The sequence below is a fragment of the Ornithinimicrobium sp. genome, from assembly GCF_030537745.1.
Lineage (GTDB): Bacteria > Actinomycetota > Actinomycetes > Actinomycetales > Dermatophilaceae > Ornithinicoccus.
Map to the genome: position 1 here is coordinate 1 of NZ_JAUNVI010000042.1, position 19,695 is coordinate 19,695.

A 19,695-nucleotide genomic window follows, 5' to 3' on the forward strand; every position below is an offset into this window, starting at 1 on the left:
CCGGTTGCGGATGTGGGTGGCCGTGCGGACCGTTCGGTGTGGCCGGGGCGACCGCCCGGTCAGGAGGCGTGGAGGGCGGCCGCAACCTCCGAGGCGGAGGCGACGACCGAGGGCGGCAGCAGCGTGACGGCGGTGCCGACCTGCTCCGCGGCGGCGGCTGCGGCAGGGCCGCCCAGCCTGATGCTGACGGGTGTCTTGCTCTCGATGAGGAGATGGCACAAGGTCACGGCATTGGCGACGTCCGACTCCAGTGGCACGCTCACGGCGACACCCGCGGGGCGAAGGCTTCGCACCGCGTAGAGCCAGCTGTCCTCCGGCACATCTGCGCCCAGATAGACGACGTCCAGCCCCTGACGACGTGCGCAGACGGAGAAAGCCAGAGCGCCCAGATGGTGCCGAGCTCCGGCCGGCAGCCCGGTCACTAGCGCGGGGGCTCCGGGGCGCGAGCCGGCGGCCTCATAGGCTGCTGCGAGCCGTCCATGGACCCCCGCCGAGACGAAATGCTCGCCGGCGATGTCAATCTCGCCGGCTATCCACGCCTGGCCGATCGCCGCCATCGCGGGCACCAGCCAGGAGTCGATCAGGGTCTCCAAGGAGGTGCGTGCCCACGCCTCGTCCAGCACGCGGGTGAGCAGAGTGCTGTCGAGCGTCTGCGCCGCTCGGAGCAGGTCGTCGACCTGGGTCTGGTCAGTCGGAAGTGCCGCTAGCGCAGCCCCGGAAGGAGAAGCGGCTGGCGTCGCCGCCTCCCCGAGCACCTGGGCGGCGGCTAGCGAGGCGGGTCGTCCGGCCCGGACGAGCAGACCCATCCGGCTCAGCCGTGCCACGTCCTCGTCGTCATAGAGCCGATAGCTGGACTCCGAGCGTTTGGGTGAGACCACGCCATACCGGCGCTCCCAGGCCCGCACCGTGGCTGGCGATACGCCGACGATCTGAGCCACCTGCTTGACGGTGTACTGCGGACCCTCGATGGCGACCACTCCTGGCGTGAGACGGGAAGCCTGTACTAACTTTAGACAGACGTTGTCGGCTGATGCTACCTGCTCGCCGCCGGATCCAGGTAGCGTCCAGACCGATCGGGGCTAGGATGGGACAAACATTAGACGATAGAGGAGCCGCTATGACCCAGCACGACAGCACTGCCCACGACATCAATCCCCAGGACCCGGTGCGGGTGACTGACGACGCAGAGATGGTCAAAAAGGTCCACGACGTCATCGACGGCATGGACATCGCGATGGTGACCACCCGCGACTCCAGCTCGCCAGAGGGTCGGCTCACCAGCAGGCCGCTGTCGACCCAGCGTGCCGAGGAGGACGGCGACGTCCTCTTCCTGACCCGCCGCAGTAGCGCGTTTGTCCGTGACCTCACCACCGACCCCAACGTCAACGTCGCCTATGCCTCCCGCAGCGCCTGGGTCTCCCTCGCGGGCACCGGTGTCGTCGTCGAGGACCGCGACCTGGTGGCGCAGCTGTGGAGCAAGGGCGCCGACATGTTCATGGAGGGTGGACCGGAGAACCCGGACAACGTCGTCGTCCGCGTCAGCGGTGACACCGCCGAGCTGTGGGGAGGCGAGACGATGATCGGCACCGCGGTCTCGATGGTCAAGGCGATGACCGGCAACAAGGATGACGACGAGGGTGCCACCGTCGTCGAACTCCCCTAGCCGTGATGGGACTGTCCTGGTCCGCGCTCGGACTCAACATCGTCCTCAGCCTCGCCGCCCTCCTGGTGTTGCTGACCGTGACCTGGACCATCGGCCGCGCCCAGCACCGCCATGTCGTCATCGACTGCGCGTGGGGGCTTGGCTTTGTGGTGGTTGCGGTGGTCACCCTCATCCACTCGGGAATGTCGATCACGCCCAATCCCGACGACGCCCGTCGCTGGCTGCTGCTGGCCCTCGTCGGCCTCTGGGGTCTGCGGCTGGCCATCTACCTCGGCTGGCGCATGCGTGATGGTGCCGAGGACCCGCGCTACGAGAAGATCCTGGAAAGTGGTGGTGAGCGCCGCGACCTCTATGCGATTCGACGGGTCTATCTGCCGCAGGCCGTGGTGCTCCTGCTGGTCTCGATGGTCATCCAGATGGGCATGCTCGGCAGCGCTCCGCTCAACTGGATCGCCTGGCTCGGCGTCGCGGTCTGGGCGATCGGCCTCTTCTTCGAGGCAGCCGGCGATCTGCAGCTCTCCCGTCACAAGAACGACCCTGCGTCCCGGGGCACGATCCTGGACACCGGGGTATGGCGCTTCACCCGTCACCCCAACTACTTCGGTGATGCGGCGGTCTGGTGGGGGATCTGGCTGGTCGCCGCCTCCGCCGGCTGGCTCGTCGCGCTGGTCACCGTGCTCTCGCCGCTGCTGATGACCTGGGCGCTGACCAGCCGCACCGGCAAGCCGCTGACCGAGTCGCGGATGATGGACCGTCCCGGCTATCGGGAGTATGTGCAGCGCACTTCCGGCTTCTTCCCTCTGCCTCCGCGCAACCGCGCCTGATCCTGGGCCGCTCTCTAGGGGGTGACGGATCCACCCACTCGCGGTAGCGTGACCCCGACCCCGTTCGATGACATCGCCGTCAAGACGGACCCCTAAGGGAGAACAGCAATGAAGCGAACACTCGCCCTCGCGCTGGCTGCGGCCACGGCGTCCTCGATGGTCGCCACTGCCGCGATCGCCGCCCCCAGCCTCAGCGCCAGCCCCGCGGCGGCCGCTACCAGCGCCAAGCCAGCCAAGCCGGAGAAGCCCGAGAAGCCAGCCAAACCGGCCAAGCCGCCTAAGCCGCCCAAGCCCACGAAGCCTCCCGTCCCGGATGCGCGGACTGTGCCTGTGCAACTGCTGTCGTTCTCCGACTTCCACGGCCACCTCTCGCCGGAGGCACTGACGGACAAGGCGGGCAATGTCTTCGGCGTCTTCGGCGGCGCGGCCTACCTCGCCGGCCTGGTCAACCAGCTGTCGACGGAGTTCGTGGCGCAGCACAAGCACGCCTTGTCCTACACCGTGTCCTCCGGTGACAGCATCGGCGGATCCACCTTCGCCAGTGGCCTCTTCCACGACGAAGGCACCATCGAGGTGCTCAACGCGATGGACCTGACGGCATCGGCGGTCGGCAACCACGAGTTCGACGAGGGCGTCGCAGAGCTGATGCGCATCGTCAACGGGGGCAACCACCCCGAGGACGGGCAGTATCTCGACCAGCCCTACGCCGGCACCTCCTTCCCCTACCTGGCGGCCAACGTCGTGTGGAAGGACTCCGGCGAGACGATCCTGCCCCCCTACACAATCGAGAAGAAGAACGGCATCAAGGTCGGCTTTATCGGTGTCGTGACCGACGAGACGCCGATCCTCGTCTCCCCCGGCGGCATCTCGCAGGTCACCTTCCTGGACGAGACGGAGACGCTTAACAAGTATGCAGTCGAGCTGCAGGCTAAGGGCGTCCAGTCGATCGTCGCGCTGGTCCATGAGGGCGGTTACGACGGCGGCGCCTACTCCGGCGCGATCAACGAGCCGGACGTCAACGCCGGCTGCGACACCCTCACCGGCCCGATCGTCGACATCAACGCTGGCGCCTCCTCGGCCATCGACGTGCTCCTGACCGGCCACACCCACAACGGCTTCGCCTGCCTGCTGCCCGACCCCGCGGGCAATCCCCGCGCGGTCAACGGCCCAGGTGACTGGGGCCGGGTCCTGTCCGAGACGACCTTCAAGGTCGACCGCAAGACCAAGGACGTCATCCGCGCGAGCCTCGCGGTGGAAAACCACCTGGTGCTCGCCGACGGCTCGATTGCGCCCGACGCGCAGGTCCAGAAGATCGTGGACAAGTGGATCGCGAAGGCAGCCGTGCTCGCGGGTCAGGTGATCGGGACCACGACCGAGGACATCACCGGCGATGCGAGCGGAGACCGTGGCGTAGAGACCCCGATGGGTGACCTGCTCGCCGACGCGATCCTGTGGGGCACCCAGGAGTCGGGCGCGCAGATCTCGTTCATGAACATCGGCGGTGTTCGCGGCTCGTTCCTGGTCAACGACATCAGCAACGGCGAGGCTGCGGGCGAGATCACCTACCAGGAGGCCTACGACGTCGCACCGTTCGGCAACCTGCTGGTCACCCTCGATTTGACGGGTGCCCAGATCGAGGCCGTGCTCAACCAGCAGTACAACCCCAGTAAGGAAAAGCAGCTCGCGCTGGGCGTCTCCGAGGGCTTCAGCTACGCCTGGGACGACGCGACCCACTCCGTGGTGCCTGGTTCGATGACCCTCGACGGCGTGCCCGTCGAGGCGGGACAGACCTACCGCGTGTCCACCCTCTCCTTCCTGGCTGAGGGCGGTGACGGCTTCACCGCCTTCACCGGTGGCACCAACCTGGTCGGTGGCCCGGAGGACCTGGCCAACCTGGTCGCCTACATCAAGGCCACCAGCCCGTTGTCTGCTCCGGAGGACCGCGTCTCCGGCCTCTGACCTCGGCACCACCATGACGGGCCGTCTGCCACCGAGCAGGCGGCCCGTCGGGCTTTGCAGGGAATGTCCATGGGGCCACTGTGGCTGGTGTGACAGAGCAGGGCAGGTCCCGGCAACGTCTTGGTCACGATCCCTGACGAAGCTATGGTCAGCGGCTCCAAACCGACATAGAGTCGGCAGGGCGGTCCGCGCTGACGCGGGGTGCAGTACGTCCACTTTCAGCATGTCCAGGATCAGCGACGAAGGGGCATTAATGCACAGCGCCGGGGGCAGTCGCAGCGCGGGCGGCCTGACACGGGCGAAGCTGACACGACTGCCGGTCGCAGCGGTGCTCGCGGGCGTGCTCGCGCTGGGGGCAGGGCCGTCCTTCGCGGCTCCGGACGGTGCGCAAGGGGAAGGCCAGCAGGCCCAGCCGGCTCCCGTCCAGCCGGTCGAGCCGGCTCCGATCCAGCAGGTGCCGTTGACCGGTCTCGGGCCGGGCGTGACAGAAGGCGCCACCACCATCTTCGTCCCGGTGTGGGTTGATCCCGCAGTGGTGCCGGAGCCTCCCGTCAACGAGAGCCTGCCCCCCGAGGTCGACGACAAGGGCGAGTTCGCCCAGCAGATCAGCTGTGACCCGGTCGATCGTCCGGGTGTCACTGCTTTCGCGCTGCTCGTCTCCGACCACTACAAGCGGTCCCCCTTCTCCGGTGCCCGTCCGTGCATCGACTACGCCTCCTTCCACCACGACGGGCGTGCGCTCGACTGGCCGCTGGCGGCATGGGACACCAACGACCGGATGGTCGGTGACTCCGTCGCGACCTGGCTGACGGCTAACAACGGCGAGATGGCCCAGCGCTTCGGGATGGAGTACTTCATCTGGAACGGCCTGATCTGGTATGCCGACGGCCGCGGCTGGGAGTACTACACCGGCAACCCGCACACCGACCACATGCACTTCTCCTTCACGTGGGACGGCGCCCAGATGCGCACCTCCTGGTGGACCGGGGTCGCGGTGACCACGCCCGACCGCGGCCCGTGCGACGTCACGCCCTGGTCCTATGCCGCCATTCATCAGTACCCACGCCTGGAGCCCTGCGACACCGCCGATTTGGCCCCCGCTCCGAGCACCGGCCTGATCCGGGTCCGGCCAGGAGAGTATGGGGGCGGCGTCTCCCTGCTGCAGGCGACCCTGGGTCTGCCGCAGACAGGGGTGCTGGACGAAGCGACGCGTGCCGCGTTGATCACCTGGCAGGATGAGCGGCACGTGCCGCAGACGGGAGTCCTCGACGACTTCTCCTACGCCGTGCTGGAGGGCATGCCGCTCGGTGAGGTGCCAGCCAGCGCCATGGCGGTCGCGCCGCGCAAGTGGCAACAGACCGAGTTCTCGCCCTACAAGCGCACGACCCTCACGCTCGGCGACGAAGGCAAAGCGGTCAAGGTCCTGCAGGAGGCTATCGGGGCCAGCCCGGACGGCTCCTTCGGTCCCAAGACAGCCAAGGCGGTGGCCGACTGGGAGAAGACCGTCCCCGAGCTCGCCCTGCAGTCGACCCGCCGCGGCGACGGCCCCGTCACGATCACTCCGCTCACGTGGATCTACCTCGAACGCGCCGCCCATCCCACGATCTTTGTCCGCGAGGTCGAGCTTTCGATCGGCAGTCTCGACCAGTCTGGTGACCAGGACGGTCTGCTGGCTGCTGCGGCGATCGCCGAAGACCGCGCAAGTCCCTACGCCGGCGGAGCCGTGACCCTGTTGCAGGGGCTGCTCGGCGTAAAGGCGGACGGCAGCTTCGGGCCGAAGACACAGGCCGCCGTCCAGGAGGTCCAAGAGTCCGCCAAGCTCGAGCCGACCGGCCTCGTCGATGGACCCACCTGGGCCGCCATCGAAGAGGTCGCCATCGCGCAGGGCCGCGCCGACGGAGCACCGGGCGCCGAGGCCGCCCGCGAGGCGGCCGAGAAGAAAGCGGAGAAGGCGAAGGCAAAGGCGGCAAAGAAGGCCGAGGAAACCAAGAAGGCAGAGGCGGCAGCCCACTCGCAAGCCGTTGCCGACGTCGGCTGAATGCCACGTTTCTTGCGGGTCCGACCGAGCGCTGCACGCCATACCCCGGCAACGAGGGTGACGACCATGGCGCCCATTCACATCGCCGCCCAGCTCGAGGACTCCGTGCGCCGACGGATCGGCGCCCGCCTCAAGCGGCGCGGCTGGCACGAGCGGGTCAGCGGCTACACCGGCTACGGCACGGTCGAGACGGCCCGCGTCTTTGGACGCATCAGCCTCTCGCGCCAGGAGCCGGAAGAGAGCCGCACGGCGCTCACCCACCATGAGGACTCGCTGCTCGACATCGCCCAGCGGGGCTGGCACTTCTTCCTCACCGCCCCCGCCGCCAGTGTCCAGGTGCGGGTCACCATGGGTGCGACGAGCGTCATGGTCAAGACCGACCGCGGTGGCTACGTCGACGTCGAGCTCAGCGGTCACGGGCTGGCCCCGGGGTGGCAAGAGGCGTCGATCGACCTGCCCAACGGCGACTCGGTGACCACCTCGGTGCTCATCGTCGGCCCGCACGTGCGGGTCGGCCTGGTCAGCGACATCGACGACACCGTGATGGTCACCCACCTGCCCCGTATGTTCATCGCCGGCTGGAACACCTTCGTGCGCTCCGAGCAGGTGCGCCAGGAGGTGCCGGGAATCGGCGCGATGTATCGGTCCCTGGTCAAGGCCGATCCGGAAATGCCGGTCCTCTATCTGTCCACCGGCGCGTGGAACGTCGCGCCTGCCCTCACGCGCTTCCTGCGCCGCCATGACTTCCCGCTGGGGCCGCTGCTGCTCACTGACTGGGGGCCGACCAACACCGGATGGTTCCGGTCAGGGCAGGAGCACAAGGAGGCTGAGCTGCGGCGCTTGGCCCAGACCTTCCCCGACATCCGGTGGATCCTGGTCGGCGACGACGGGCAGCACGATCCGGTGATCTACTCCGAGTTCGCCGTCGAGCACCCCGACTCGGTGGAGGCCATCTGCATCCGCGAGCTGACGCCCGCCGAGCAGGTCCTCTCCAGCGGTCTGCCGGTCGCCACCGACGAGTTGCTCGGCCGCAAGGTGCGAGCGCCGATGTTCAAGGCACCCAACGGTTTCGGGCTGCACCAGCTGCTCGTCGGCAGTCGGCGCGAGAGGGCCCAGGACGAGCCCGATGCCTGAGCTGCCCGAGGTGCAGGCACTCGTCGACTTCCTCGGTGGACGCACGGTCGGTCGGGTCGTCACGGATGTCGAGCTCGGCTCGATCGCGGTCCTGAAGACCTTCGACCCGCCACCGGACGCGTTGGTGGGCAGCCCGATCGACGCGGTGTCACGGCACGGCAAGTTCGTCGACCTGGACGTGGATGGGACCCATCTGATCTTCCACCTGGCGCGCGCGGGCTGGTTGCGCTGGTATGACGTAGTGCCGGCGACCCGGGTGCGACCGGGGAAGTCGCCCATCGCGCTGCGGCTGCGCCTTGACGACGAGTCCGGCTTCGACCTGACCGAGGCTGGCACGAAGAAGGGGTTAGCGGCCTACATCGTGCGGGAGCCAGCGGAGGTGAAAGGGATCGCGACCCTCGGGCCGGACCCGATGGCCGACAACTTCTCCCTGGAAGATTTCGCGGCGATCCTGCAGGGTCGGCGCACGCAGGTCAAGGGTCTGCTGCGCGACCAGTCGGTGCTCGCCGGCGTCGGCAACGCCTACTCCGACGAGGTGCTGCACGCCGCCCAACTCTCACCCTTCGCGCTCGCGGCGTCGTTGACGTCCGAACAGGTCGCGGGGCTCTACGAGGCCCTGCGGACCACCTTGACGGCGGCGGTCATGGCGGCGGAGGGCAAGCCCGCCGCTCAGCTCAAGGACGCGAAGCGGGCGGGGATGAATGTGCATGGCCGCACCGGCCAGACCTGCCCGGTCTGCGGCGACGTGGTCAGCGAGGTCTCCTTTGCCGACTCCTCGCTGCAGTACTGCCCGACCTGTCAGACCGGGGGAAAGCCGCTGGCCGACCGCAGGATGTCGCGGCTGCTGAGGTAGCCGGCCGACGCGGGGAGGTATGACACACTCGACCGGTTCGATCGATCGGGGAGGAGAATTTCATGATGCCTGTCATGGCCCTCGGGCTTGCTGCGCTGAGCATCTTTGTGCTGGTGAACAGCCGGGTGAGAGCTCGTGGTTTTGAGCGTGGTCAGCTCACCATCAGTCGGATCCAGCCGTGGACCTCCAGCGGTGAGTCGACGGCGACGATGACCCGCACTTACAAGGTGCACGGCGTGGTGAGCACACCCAAGGGCAGCTTTTCCGCCACGTCGATCGATCTTTACGACGAAGCTGTCCTGCGCAAGAAGGGCGCCCAGGTGCCGTGCCGCTATGACCCCGACGACCCCTCCAGGATCACGCTGGACCTTGCCAGCCCGGGGAGGATCGACCTGCAGGACGTCGTGCTGGTCGGCTTTGCCGTCCTCTGCCTCGCCATCGCGTGGTTCACCCGCTGAGGCGACACTTCGCAGCGCGCCACGAGCTCCGCGGCCCCGAGAGCTGTGCCCCATTCATCCCTCCGAAAGGAACTGCCAGTGCGCACTCGCCTGAGCACGATCATCATCGTCGGCGCAGCGGCCGCCGCCCTGACTGCCTGTAGCTCTGGTGGCGGGTCGACACCGACAGCGACCTCGTCCATCACCACCACCGCAGCGGCGACCGACTCCAGCACCACATCGGAGGCCGCGCAGCCCAGCGACGACACCGGCGCACTGGTGTCCCTGAAGCCGGGTGAGGAAGTCCCCGACGGCATGGACGTCCACGATGTCAAGGTCTTCCAGGTGGCGATCCCCTCGGAGTGGACTCCGGAGGAGACGACCGGGGAGCCCACCCTCGCCTTTTGGGGCGAGGACGCTGACGGCGCACCCGCCGAGGGCGCCATGGTCCGCTGGGACCCGCAAGGAGCCTCGGCGCTCGACACCGCAGAGCAGCTCGAACAACAGCTGGCTGGGGAGGGGACCACGGCCACCATCGAGGAGCTGGCATGGCCCGACGTCGCGCCGGGCGGTGCCTACCTGGTGACCTTCGAGAGCGAGATGGCTCCGGGCGCGTTGCGCCGCGTCCAGCAGATCTTTGCCGACCTGCCCCAGGGTGGGACCGGGTCGGTGATCGGCTTCGCCGAGCCGGACGCCTTCGCCGATTCGCAGGTGCCGGCGGTGCTCGGTTCCTTCAGGGTGGCGCCGTGAGCGAGCGGACCTTCGGGCCCGGCCCGGCCCGGCTCCTCGTGGACGGTCGCGACGTCGCCCCGCTGACCGTTGCGCACGACCGCGCCGAGGTGCGCAAGGGTCTGTTGGGCACCGACCACCTCGTCGGCGCGCTCTGGCTGACCCGTTGTCCGTCAGTCCATATGGTGGGGATGCGATATCCGATCGACGTCGCGATCCTCGATCGCGACGGACGGGTCACGGCGACCAAGGCGTTGCGTCCTGGGCTGGGCCTGACGTGGCCGCTGCCTGGCCGTCGGGACACTCTTGAGGCCCCCGCGGGAGCACTCCGTGCGTGGGGGATCACGCAAGGGTCCGTCCTGCGCGCTGGATAGCCCGACTTGACTTACGCACCCCTGGATAGCAATGCTGGGAGGGACTCCCGGAGTGCGGTGGGGAGGGTCGGGTATTTTCCTGGGAGGGAACAGTTGCGTTGCAACAGTTAGTGCGTGTCGCCATGCCGTCAACCGAGGGGGTTTCCCCGGGTCTTGCCCCCGACGCGCCGGTCGAGGACGTCTACACCGCTGCCACCGAGCAGCTCGACTCCGCGGACGGGGCTGAGCACGCGCTCATCCTGGTCGCCCACGGCGCTCGTCGCGCCCCCGAGATGGCGCGGGCTGTCGCGGGCCACCCAGGCTTGGCGATGGTGGCCTTGACTGGCCCGGTGACTGCGGTCGGGATGACCGATCACGTGCTTCGACACAGCGATCTGAGCGCAACCGAGGGCGTCGACGTGGCCCACGGCCTGAAGCCTTTCCTACGCACGTACGCCGTGGTGTCCTCGGCCACCCGCGTCGAGCGTCCCACGCCCTCCCTGGGGACCTACCTGCTCAGCCTGCTCCCGTGGACCAGGTTCGGGATCGACCTCCACGAAGGAACGTTCGTCAAGCCCGCGGAGCTGCCTCGCCTGGTGGCGGAGGCCGCAGTCCGCGTCACCAGCACCCTGGATGAGCGCATCGCCTCCGACCTGCTCCCCACAGGGCCGGCGGCCCAGGAGCTCTCGCTGGAGGCTCCGGCCAGCTCGTGGCGTGCCCGCCACGCCGTCGAGTGCACCCTGCTCCTCGGCACCCCCGATGACCTGGTGTCGCAGATCTTGTCGGCACCATCTCGCGACTGCGTCAACTGCCACGTGCCCACCCGGCTGACCAGGTGCCCCTTCTGTGGCGTCCGCCAGACGTCAGCCGATCGAAAGGCTCATGTATGAACCCTCGTCAACGCCGGGGCCTCATGCTCCTGATCGTGTCCGTCCTCGGCGCTGTCGCGGTCTTTGTGGCGGTGCTGGCCTTCGTTGCCGACGTCAACTCCCGTGCCGGCAACTTCGTCCAGGTGGTCTCGCTGTCCAAGGACGTCAAGGCCTATGAACCGTTAGCGACCGATGACCTGGAGCTGCGTGAGGTCCCCGAACGGTGGACCTCCTCGGAGACCATCCGCGATGCCCGGGACGTGCTCGGCCTGGTGCCCGTGACCGACCTCCGGTCGGGCACCTTCGCCTCCCGCGGCATGTTCGTGGACCGTCCTGGCATCGCGCAGGGCCACCGGGAGATCGCCATCATGGTGGACGCCGAGACGGGTGTCGCCGGCAAGGTCCGCTCCGGAGACCGGGTCGACATCATCGCCACCTTCCAGGGTGAAGAGGACAAGCGGCCCTCCAGCCAGTTATGGGCGCAGGGTGCCCTCGTCATCGACGTCGGCCTGCCCGAGGAGATCGCGGTCGAGAACGGTGGCGGTGGGTTCAGCACCGGCCAGGGCGTGCCGATCACCTTCGCCCTCCCGACCCAGGAAGCCCTCCGGGTCGCGTATGCCGAGTCCTTCAGCGTCAAGCTTCGACTGGCACTGCGGGCCGGCAACGACGACACCCGGGTCAGCACCGACACGATCTTCGCCCCGTCGGGCAAGGAAGGCTGAGCATGAGCCGTACCACTGTCGCCGCCGTGATCGAGGACCTCGATCTCCGGTCGGCGCTCCAGTCCGTCGCCAGCGAGGCCGTCGACGTCGAGCTGGTCGGTGTCGGAGCCAATCTCGCGGAGATCTCTAGCGTCCTTGAGGACCCCGAGCTCGACGTCGTGCTGGTGCACACCGAGCTGCGGCGCTCGCAGTTCGCCGCAGTGATCTCTGACCTTCAGCGCCAGCGGCCCTTCGTCGGCGTGCTCGTGATCGCGCCCGAGTCCGATGCCGGGCTGCTGTCTTCAGTCATGGAGCTCGGCGCCCGTGGGGTCCTGCTCCAGCCGCTCTCCCTCGACGAGTTCCAGGCTCGCGTGGACGCCGTCGGGCAGTGGAGCCGCGGGCTGCGGCAGTTCTCGGGTGGGACGTCAGACGAACGCGGGCAGGTCATCGCCGTCGCCGGTGCCCGTGGAGGGGCAGGGGTGTCCACGATCGCCACGCTCCTGGCGCACGAGTGCTCGCGAGCAGGCACCGTGTGTCTGGTGGATGCCGACCTGCGCAAGGGCTCGATCGCCTACCTCACCGACGTCAAGCCGCGTCGCAATCTGACTGACCTGGCGACCGTCGCCTCCGAGCTCACCGGCCGCAACGTCCGGGATGTCGCGGTCGACGCCGAGGCGGGCTTCGCGGTCATCTCGGCACCGACGGACGTGGAGCAGGCAGACGATGTCAGCGCCACGGCGATGACTCAGGTCCTGCACCAACTGCGGTTCCAGTACGACATCACCATCATCGATGTCGGATCGACCTTGGAGAGCGCGCAGGCGGTGGCCCTGGAGGTGGCCGACCACGTCGTGCTCGTCGTCACCCCGGACGTCGCCTCGGTCAACTCAGCCCGGCAGGCCATGCACAGTTGGGAGCGACTCTCCGTGCGGCCGTCCTCGGCGGTCACCGTCGTGATGAACCGCACCGACCGACGCCGAGAGGTGCAGGCAGCGCTCGTCGAGCGAGTGCTCGCCCATCCGCTCTCCGTCTCCTTGCCCGACGAGTTCGCCCAGCTCGAGCCCGGTCACAACAGCGGCAACATCACCCTGGTCAAGGGAGGCTCCATCCGGTCCGGAGTCCTCCGGCTGGCCCGCGAGCTTCAGCTCGTCGCGGCACCGGAAGCAAGCTCCCGACGCAGTGCCGGGCGACGTCGTGAGCGCGGACAGTCCGCCGTGGAGACGCCGATGGCGGTCGCCCTCTTCCTGCTCGCCACCGTCCTCGGCATCCAGGTGCTCTTTGCCGCGTCCTGCCTGGTCTTCACGCGGCATGCGGCCACCGAAGGTGCGAGGGAGTATGCCGTGTCCCGCTCTGTCAGCGCGGGACAGGCGAGCGCCGAAGCCGCACTGCCCGGTTGGGCTGGAGCCAACCCCAGTTTTAGCGCCGGCCCGGGCAAGGTGACAGTTTCCACCACTATCCCGATGGTGCTGCCCGTCGGCGGTGACTTCCGGATGCGGATCAGTCAGTCCGCGAGCTACACCGCGGAGCCCCGGCCATGAGCGAGGGCGCCCGGAAAGACCGGGGCGCGACCTCGATCGAGGTCGCGGGGATGCTCCCGATCCTGCTGGTCGTCATTCTCTTCCTCGGCCATGCCGTCGGAGTCGTCGCCGGGGTGGATGCCACCACGCACGCGGCCCGTGAAGCGGCACGCGCGGCCAGCCAGGGCAATTCGCCCACCGCCGCGGCGCAATCAGCCGTGCCGTCCTGGATGCGGCTGGACGGTGTCGGAGTGCAGAGTTGTGCCGACGCCTGTGTCGAGGTCAGGGCGAGCGTGCCCATCGGCATACCAGGTGTCGTCACGGTGACCCACCTCCAGATTACCCGCCAGGCCACCTTCGCGAGGCAGGACTGATGGCGCTCCGGGACCGGCTGCCAGGGGCAGAACGCGAGCGCGGCGACGGACCGAACCTCGTCGGTGAATATCTCAACCGACTCCTCGTCGACCTCGATCGTGACGAGCTCCACGGCCTGACCGACGTCCAGAGGCGGGCCCGCCTGGAGCGACGCCTGAGCGACATCATCAGTTTTGACGGGCCCGTGCTCTCGGCCCGCGACCGGGCCGGATTCATCCGCCGTGTCATCGACGAAGCCCTCGGCCTCGGCGTGCTCGAGCCGCTGCTGGCGGACGAGACGATCACCGAGATCATGGTCAACGGCGCTGACTCCGTCTTCGTGGAACGACGGGGGCGGGTGGAGCGACACCCCACGGTGTTCTCCTCCGAGGAGCAGTTGATGCAGACCATCGACCGCATCGTGTCCAAGGTCAACCGACGGATCGACGAGTCCAGCCCCATGGTGGACGCCCGTCTCGAGTCTGGCGAACGCGTCAACGTCATCATCCCGCCGCTCTCCCTCGACGGCCCGACCCTGACGATCCGTCGCTTCCCGCGGCCGTTCCGGCTCGAGGAGCTCGTCGTCCGAGAGACCCTGTCCCGCCCCGTCGCCGAGCTGCTGACCGCCGTGGTGCGGGCCAAGTTCAACGTGATCATTTCCGGCGGCACCGGCACCGGCAAGACGACTTTCCTCAACAGTCTCTCCGGCATGATCCCCGAGCACGAGCGCATCATCACGATAGAGGATGCCGCTGAGCTCTCGCTGCAGCAGCCGCACGTGGTCCGGTTGGAGTCCCGGCCGGCCAACGTCGAGGGCTCAGGTCAGGTGTCCATCCGAGACTTGGTCCGCAACTCCCTGCGAATGCGGCCCGACCGCATCGTCGTCGGCGAGGTCCGTGGCGGCGAGACGCTGGACATGCTGCAAGCGATGAACACCGGTCACGCCGGGTCTTTGGCCACCGTCCACGCCAACTCCACGATCGATGCGCTCGGCCGCTTGGAGACGCTGGCGTCGATGGACGAGATGTCGCTGCCCTCGGACGTGCTCCGAGACCAGATCAACACGGCGGTCGACATCGTCATCCAGCTCAGTCGGCTCCATGACGGCTCCCGCAAGGTGGTGGACGTCGCGGCCCTGGTGTCGAAGCGGCGCGAGCCGTTCCGCACCGTGTCGCTGGCCCATTTCCAGGCCGACCCCGCCGTCCTCGGCGAGCGCGCGCGAGGCGTGTTCCTCCACCATCACCTGCCCGAGGACATCGCCGAGCGCTTGCACTTCTCCGGCCAGCTGGTCCCCGACGCCTTCCAGGACCACGGCGGCGAGGTATGAGGTCCACGCCCACCTTGATCGGGTTGCTGCTGGCCTTCACCCTCGTGGCGCTCGTCCTCTCGGTCAGCGTCAACCGTGAGGCGATGCGCAGGTCGGGTGAGATCGAGGCGTCCGCCCGAGGCGACGAGCGCCTCGATCGTTTCGGGGAGCTGCGCCGCAAGGTCAACCAGTGGTTTCGGCGTTCCAGACTCGGCCAGCAGCTCGACCTACGTTTGGCCGGCGCCGATGTCTCCCTCGGCGCCTTCGACTTCGTCGTCGTGGTGACCGCGGTGGCACTCGTGCTCGCTATCGTCGTCCGCTCGTTCCTGGGCAATCTGGGTGCGCTGATCATGATCTTCGCCGTGGTCGCCACCGCCATCAAGCTGCTCGAGCGTCGGCGCAAGCAGCGGGTGGTGGCCTTCATCGGCCAGTTGCCCGACCTGGCCCGCCTGCTGGCGAACGCGACCCAGGCCGGCCTGGCGCTGCGCACCGCGGTCGACCTGGTGGTCCGTGAGCTCCCCGAGCCAGCCAGCGCGGAGTTTCGGGAGGTCCAACGGCAGATGCGTCTGGGCCATAGCCTCAGCGATGCCCTCAACGACCTACACAAGCGGCTGCCCTCCCGTGACCTCGAGGTCCTCGTGCGCACCCTCCTGGTCCAGAGCCAGGCGGGTGGTCGGCTCAGCACCTCGCTCACCACCATCGCGGCCACCCTGGATGATCGCCGGGAGTTGGAGCGCGAACTGCGCAACTCGGTCTCGGGGGCAGTCTTCAGCGGCTACACGGTGCTGCTCATCGGCGTCGGCGCCGTCTTCCTCATGAACATCGTCCAGCCAGGCTCCCTCGACCTCATGGCCACCTCGCTGATCGGTCAGATCGTCCTCGTTATCGCCAGCGGGATGTTTATTTTGGGGATCATTCTCATCCAGCGCATCACCAAGGTCGACGTGTGATGGACCTCGGAAACATCGTGCTGGTCGCCTTCCCCGTCTCCGTGGTCCTGGTGCTGCTCCTTGGGATTCGTGGATGGAGATTGTTGCGGAGCACTGGGCTCGAGGCGGTCGAGGAGCGCTATGCCGTGGCTGTGGAGGAGGGTCCCGCTCGAGTCCCCCTGATGATCAAGGTGCTGGATAGCCTTGGACGCCGGTTCGAGTCCTCCGTGCTGCGCCTCTACGGCGACCGTCGACTTACCGCGCTCGACCACCGCCTCGAACGCGCCGGCCGCCCTGAGGGGCTGCGGGTGCGGACCTATGTGCGGCGACAGGCCGGGTTCGTCGCGCTGGGCGCCATCATCTTCTTCTTCTTCTTTCTCGCCGGTCAGCCGCTGATCGGGTTCCTGTGCCTGGTGGCCTTCTCGCTCTGGATGGAGTTGTGGTTGCGTGGAGCCGCGTCCAAGCGGCAGCGGGCGATCGCCCGCGAGCTGCCTGACTTCCTCGACATTCTTGCCGTCACGGTGACGGCTGGGCTCGCGCTGCGCACTGCCCTGGGCCGGGTCAGCCAGGGGCAGGAAGACTCACCGCTCAGTGATGAGGTCGACCGGGTCCTGAATGACATGCGGCTGGGCATGAACCGCCGCGAGGCGTTCGAGGCCCTGCGGCAACGCAACGACGCTCCCGCCCTTCACTCCTGGGTCACCTCCATGCTGCAGGCGGAGGAGTTGGGTGCCCCGATCTCTGAGGCGCTGCAGGACATCGCCCAGGAGGTGCGGCGGGTCCGCGCGGCAGAAGTGAAGAAGGCGACCGCCAAGGCGATCCCCAAGATCTCCTTGGTGGTGACCACCATCATCGTCCCGGCCTCGCTGTTGCTCGTGATCTCTGCCCTTTTCCTGAGCCAGGCCGAGGTGTTCGGGAACATCTTTGGTGGCTGAACGCAAGCCGGGGATGGAGTGGCTCCACGTGGTCGTCCATGTGGTCCTCACCGTGCGCGCCGGCATCGGGCTCCTCCTCGTGCTCATCGACGGCCGACAGGCCGATCCGGGCGCCGTGATGTCAGCCGTCGTGGCGCTCACTGCGATGACTCTCTATCTCGGCAGTCCGCTGCGATGGGAGCGGGCGACGAGCTCCTTGGTGATGCCTACCCTCGACTCCTTGCTTGCGGTGGTCGTCCTGATGAGCTTTGGGACCGGTGGATGGGCCCTTGGTTATGTCAGCGCCACGGTCTTCCTCTGGGCCCTGATCGATCGCAAGACGCCGTGGGTGGTGGCCATGGTGGGGCCACTGACCGTCTACCTGGTCCTCTGTCTGGCGGATCTGCTGCTGGGCCAGGTGACCGAGGGGCTGGCCTCCGCCGCTCGCATCGTCGTGCTGTGCCTGGCTGCCGCCGCCGCCGCCCGCACCAGAAGTCTGCTGTCGACCTACCGCTCCATGGAGCTGATCCTGCGGGAGGAACGCCTGCGGGCCGCTCAGGCCGAGGAACGCACCCGGCTGTCGGTCGAGATGCATGATTCGGTGGCCAAGTCGCTGCATGGCATCCACCTGATGTCGGCCCATCTTGCGGCCAGGCTAGAGGCAGAAGGCCACCCTGCCCTCGAGCAGATGGTGGTGTTGAAGGAGAGCGTCGACCAAGCCCGTGCAGAGGCGCGACACCTGGTGGCCAACCGGCGGGAGGTCCCAGATGACGAGCCCCATCGTGTGCTGGGCGAGATGGTGGCGGCCTGGGCGGCGTCCCACCCCGACTTTCGGGTGGTCACCTCGGTCGAGCCGTTCGGCCTGGGTCCTGGAGCCGCCCACGAGGTCCTCAACGCGGTCGGGGAGCTGTTGGAGAACGTCGCCCGGCACGCCGAAGCGAGGGTGGTCTCGGTCCAGTCCCGCGAGGAAGCCGGTTGGGTCACGATCGTGGTCTCCGACGACGGAGTCGGGATGTCTACGACTCGGAGCGAGGAATGGGTGGCCCGGGGGCACTTCGGGGTCGACGGCGTGGCCCGACGGATGGCCCGCGCGCGCGGACGGATGCAGATTGAAAGCCGGCCAGGTGCGGGCACCACGGTGGTGCTGAAATGCCCGGCCCATGTGAGCGACCGGGCGGCCACGCCCTTGACGGCGAGAGAGAGAGTATGAGCGAGACCGGGTGGCAGGTGCTGGTGGTGGACGACAACCCCATCGTGCGGATGGGGTTGCGGATGATGCTGGAGGCGATGGCCGAGGTCGAGAGCGTCGTCGAGGCCCAGGACGGCGCCGAGGCGCTGGACCTCCTCGCGGCGGGCGGGATCGACATCGGCTTCCTCGACGTGCGGATGCCGGTCAAGGATGGTTTGTCCGTCCTGCGCGAGACCACGGCGAGCGCTCCGCTGGTCATGCTCACTCACTCCGATGAGCCCGCGATCATCAAGGAAGCGCTGTCGCTGGGTGCAGCGGGCTATCTCGTGCACGGAGCCTTCCAGCCGGCGGAGCTCCATGGTGCGCTGTGCACGAGCGTGCGGGGCGGTGCTGTCCTCAGCCCGCAGGCAGCTCAGGTCGCCTTCGGCGCGGGCTCAGCGCCTGAGCGGGACGCCGTGCCGCAGGCAGCGCTGGAGTCTGAGCAGGGGCAGGACGGCATCGAAACGCAGCAGCGGCCCTCGCTAGGTCTGACCCGTCGGGAGGTCGAGCTGATGGCTGAGCTGGTCCGCGGAGGGTCCAACGCCGACATTGCGCGTCAGCTGTTCCTGTCCGAGAAGACGGTGAAGAACCACCTCGGGCGGATCTACGCCAAGCTCGGCGTGCCCAGCAGAGCGGGCGCGATCGTGACCTGGATGGCGCGATAGGGCCCAACGGCCCCATCGCAAGTAGGGACCTGGATAGGGACCTTGCGACCTAGCGGTGGACGGCGCAACTTCATAATGTAGGGGTTGTCCACAGGGGATGGATCCCTAGAGCTACACCACACAAGGAGAACGACATGCTGAACATCGAGAAGACCCTCGTCGGTTACCAGACCATCGCCGCCGCTCACATCGCTGGCGCCTTCGAGCGTTTCCGTTCCGAGAAGGGCCAGGGCGCCGTGGAGTACGCCGGCATGGTCTTCCTGGTGGCGATGCTGATCGCCGCCGCGATCACGCTCCTGGGCTCCGACAACTTCATCGGCACCGCAATCAAGGAGAAGGTCACCTCAGCCTTCGGCAAGATCACTGGCTGATCTTCAGTTTGAGCTGTCGCGCCCGGTTCGCCTAAGGTGGACCGGGCGCACAACTGTTTCACGGAGCTGTATTGCACACCCTGGGGAGGGACCTTCATGATGACCGCACGTGAGTTCGCTGTGCGATGGACGACCTGCCGGCCTCAGCGCGACGCCGGGCAGGCCGCCCTCCTGCTGGTGTTCTCGGTCGCCGTGCTGATGAGCATCGCGGTCGCGTTGATCGCCATTATGGGGCGGGGCGTGACCGTGGAGACCGAGGCGAGGACCGCGAGCGATGCAGCCGCCCTGGCCGCTGCCCAGGGTTATGTCGATGCCGTCGAGGATCACCTGGGCAACCTCCCCGTCACGCCCGGTCTGGCGATCGGTCACGTCCGCCAGATCTTGGACCAGCCTCGCTCAGCCTGGACCACGCGCTCCAAGGACGAGGCCGCTCGACTGGCCGCTGCCAACGGCTCCCGCCTGACCGCATACACGGTTAACCCTGCGCCGCTCTCCCTTCGCTTTGTGACCAAGTCGCGCGCCACTGCCGTGACAGTCGAGGGCGGGTCGAAGCGGCCAGAGTTCGACGCCACCGCGGAGGTGCGTCTGACCGGCGGGCCATTGTGCTTCCGCAACGGTGACCTGGGCCTGTGGTGGGCCGGCGAGTGCCTGCGGGGTGAGGAAATGGTGATCGAGCCGCCGGTCGTGGAGCCCCCGACCGAGGAGCCCACCCCCACGATCCCTCCCGACCCTGACGGCCCCGTCATCATCGGCGGGGACGACCTGACCACCCTGCTCAATCTCCTGCGACAGCCGATCACCTGGCAGGTCGCGCTCGTGGAGTGAGATCTGCCATGGCAGACCAGTCCCAC

General features: G+C 68.0%; 21 protein-coding genes. 20 read left to right on the forward strand and 1 reads right to left on the reverse strand.

Features of this window, described 5'->3' with window-relative positions:
• Positions 1-59: 59 nt before the first annotated feature.
• Positions 60-977: a MerR family transcriptional regulator gene (locus tag Q4P07_RS09820; RefSeq protein WP_303374734.1), complete on the reverse strand. Its 918-nt coding sequence runs from the start codon at positions 975-977 to the stop codon at positions 60-62.
• Positions 978-1,117: 140 nt separating this feature from the next.
• Between Q4P07_RS09820 and Q4P07_RS09825 the strand changes: the two genes are divergently transcribed.
• From Q4P07_RS09825 to Q4P07_RS09920, 20 genes are all read left to right on the forward strand, one after another.
• Positions 1,118-1,663: a pyridoxamine 5'-phosphate oxidase family protein gene (locus Q4P07_RS09825; RefSeq protein WP_303374735.1), complete on the forward strand. Its 546-nt coding sequence runs from the start codon at positions 1,118-1,120 to the stop codon at positions 1,661-1,663.
• 5 nt (positions 1,664-1,668) lie between these two features.
• Positions 1,669-2,487 carry a DUF1295 domain-containing protein gene (locus Q4P07_RS09830; RefSeq protein WP_303374736.1) on the forward strand — a complete coding sequence of 273 codons (819 nt, stop codon included), beginning with the start codon at positions 1,669-1,671 and terminating at the stop codon, positions 2,485-2,487.
• Between the two features lie 108 nt (positions 2,488-2,595).
• The gene (locus Q4P07_RS09835; RefSeq protein ID WP_303374737.1) at positions 2,596-4,446 is read left to right on the forward strand and encodes a bifunctional UDP-sugar hydrolase/5'-nucleotidase; all 1,851 of its coding nucleotides are present in this window, start codon (positions 2,596-2,598) and stop codon (positions 4,444-4,446) included.
• A gap of 223 nt (positions 4,447-4,669) precedes the next feature.
• Positions 4,670-6,484 (forward strand): peptidoglycan-binding protein, encoded by a 1,815-nt coding sequence (locus Q4P07_RS09840; protein WP_303374738.1) that lies wholly within the window; start codon positions 4,670-4,672, stop codon positions 6,482-6,484.
• Between the two features lie 66 nt (positions 6,485-6,550).
• On the forward strand, positions 6,551-7,618 hold the full coding sequence (locus Q4P07_RS09845) for an App1 family protein (RefSeq protein WP_303374739.1): 1,068 nt from the start codon (positions 6,551-6,553) through the stop codon (positions 7,616-7,618).
• Positions 7,611-8,471 carry an Fpg/Nei family DNA glycosylase gene (locus Q4P07_RS09850; RefSeq protein ID WP_303374740.1) on the forward strand — a complete coding sequence of 287 codons (861 nt, stop codon included), beginning with the start codon at positions 7,611-7,613 and terminating at the stop codon, positions 8,469-8,471. The genes Q4P07_RS09845 and Q4P07_RS09850 overlap by 8 nt, the downstream gene beginning before the upstream one ends.
• A gap of 62 nt (positions 8,472-8,533) precedes the next feature.
• Positions 8,534-8,929, forward strand: coding sequence for a DUF3592 domain-containing protein (locus Q4P07_RS09855; protein ID WP_303374741.1), 396 nt, complete (start codon positions 8,534-8,536; stop codon positions 8,927-8,929).
• A gap of 78 nt (positions 8,930-9,007) precedes the next feature.
• Positions 9,008-9,658 (forward strand): hypothetical protein, encoded by a 651-nt coding sequence (locus Q4P07_RS09860; protein ID WP_303374742.1) that lies wholly within the window; start codon positions 9,008-9,010, stop codon positions 9,656-9,658.
• Positions 9,655-10,011 (forward strand): DUF192 domain-containing protein, encoded by a 357-nt coding sequence (locus tag Q4P07_RS09865; RefSeq protein WP_303374743.1) that lies wholly within the window; start codon positions 9,655-9,657, stop codon positions 10,009-10,011. Before Q4P07_RS09860 ends, Q4P07_RS09865 begins: the two co-directional genes overlap by 4 nt.
• A gap of 122 nt (positions 10,012-10,133) precedes the next feature.
• Positions 10,134-10,880 (forward strand): hypothetical protein, encoded by a 747-nt coding sequence (locus tag Q4P07_RS09870; protein ID WP_303374744.1) that lies wholly within the window; start codon positions 10,134-10,136, stop codon positions 10,878-10,880.
• The gene (gene cpaB / locus Q4P07_RS09875; protein ID WP_303374745.1) at positions 10,877-11,581 is read left to right on the forward strand and encodes a Flp pilus assembly protein CpaB; all 705 of its coding nucleotides are present in this window, start codon (positions 10,877-10,879) and stop codon (positions 11,579-11,581) included. The genes Q4P07_RS09870 and cpaB overlap by 4 nt, the downstream gene beginning before the upstream one ends.
• A gap of 2 nt (positions 11,582-11,583) precedes the next feature.
• Complete coding sequence (locus Q4P07_RS09880) at positions 11,584-13,098, forward strand: AAA family ATPase (protein WP_303374746.1); 1,515 nt, start codon at positions 11,584-11,586, stop codon at positions 13,096-13,098.
• On the forward strand, positions 13,095-13,451 hold the full coding sequence (locus Q4P07_RS09885; RefSeq protein ID WP_303374747.1) for a hypothetical protein: 357 nt from the start codon (positions 13,095-13,097) through the stop codon (positions 13,449-13,451). Before Q4P07_RS09880 ends, Q4P07_RS09885 begins: the two co-directional genes overlap by 4 nt.
• Positions 13,451-14,758 (forward strand): CpaF family protein, encoded by a 1,308-nt coding sequence (locus tag Q4P07_RS09890; protein WP_303374748.1) that lies wholly within the window; start codon positions 13,451-13,453, stop codon positions 14,756-14,758. The genes Q4P07_RS09885 and Q4P07_RS09890 overlap by 1 nt, the downstream gene beginning before the upstream one ends.
• Positions 14,755-15,687: a type II secretion system F family protein gene (locus Q4P07_RS09895; protein WP_303374749.1), complete on the forward strand. Its 933-nt coding sequence runs from the start codon at positions 14,755-14,757 to the stop codon at positions 15,685-15,687. Before Q4P07_RS09890 ends, Q4P07_RS09895 begins: the two co-directional genes overlap by 4 nt.
• Entirely contained in the window at positions 15,687-16,601 is a 915-nt protein-coding gene (locus Q4P07_RS09900) for a type II secretion system F family protein (RefSeq protein ID WP_303374750.1), read from the forward strand. Before Q4P07_RS09895 ends, Q4P07_RS09900 begins: the two co-directional genes overlap by 1 nt.
• Positions 16,594-17,790, forward strand: a complete 1,197-nt coding sequence (locus Q4P07_RS09905) for a sensor histidine kinase (RefSeq protein WP_303374751.1) — start codon at positions 16,594-16,596, stop codon at positions 17,788-17,790. Before Q4P07_RS09900 ends, Q4P07_RS09905 begins: the two co-directional genes overlap by 8 nt.
• Positions 17,787-18,473, forward strand: coding sequence for a response regulator transcription factor (locus tag Q4P07_RS09910; protein ID WP_303374752.1), 687 nt, complete (start codon positions 17,787-17,789; stop codon positions 18,471-18,473). The genes Q4P07_RS09905 and Q4P07_RS09910 overlap by 4 nt, the downstream gene beginning before the upstream one ends.
• A gap of 134 nt (positions 18,474-18,607) precedes the next feature.
• Positions 18,608-18,844, forward strand: a complete 237-nt coding sequence (locus Q4P07_RS09915; RefSeq protein WP_303374753.1) for a Flp family type IVb pilin — start codon at positions 18,608-18,610, stop codon at positions 18,842-18,844.
• A gap of 99 nt (positions 18,845-18,943) precedes the next feature.
• Positions 18,944-19,669 carry a pilus assembly protein TadG-related protein gene (locus tag Q4P07_RS09920; protein WP_303374754.1) on the forward strand — a complete coding sequence of 242 codons (726 nt, stop codon included), beginning with the start codon at positions 18,944-18,946 and terminating at the stop codon, positions 19,667-19,669.
• The last annotated feature ends 26 nt before the right edge of the window (positions 19,670-19,695 follow it).